The following is a 242-nucleotide window of genomic DNA, read 5'->3' on the forward strand; positions in this document are numbered from 1 at the left end:
GGCGCAGCGGACGGGACTCGAACCCGCGACCCCCGGCGTGACAGGCCGGTATTCTAACCGACTGAACTACCGCTGCGTATCGCTTTGGACTTTCGCCCAATTAACTCGTCTGACTGGAAAGCTTCGAGGCTTTTCAATCTCGAGACAGGCAAACCTGACTCGGAAAATATGGCGCAGCGGACGGGACTCGAACCCGCGACCCCCGGCGTGACAGGCCGGTATTCTAACCGACTGAACTACCG

The 242-nt window shown here is 59.5% G+C and carries 1 tRNA gene; it reads right to left on the reverse strand.

Going from position 1 to position 242, the window contains the following annotated elements:
- Positions 1-2: 2 nt before the first annotated feature.
- Positions 3-76 (reverse strand) — tRNA-Asp (locus NHU87_RS28375).
- Positions 77-242 lie beyond the last annotated feature (166 nt).

Origin of the sequence: Pseudomonas mandelii, from assembly GCF_024138395.1 — a bacterium.
In the GTDB taxonomy this organism is placed as follows: Bacteria; Pseudomonadota; Gammaproteobacteria; order Pseudomonadales; family Pseudomonadaceae; genus Aquipseudomonas; species Aquipseudomonas mandelii_E.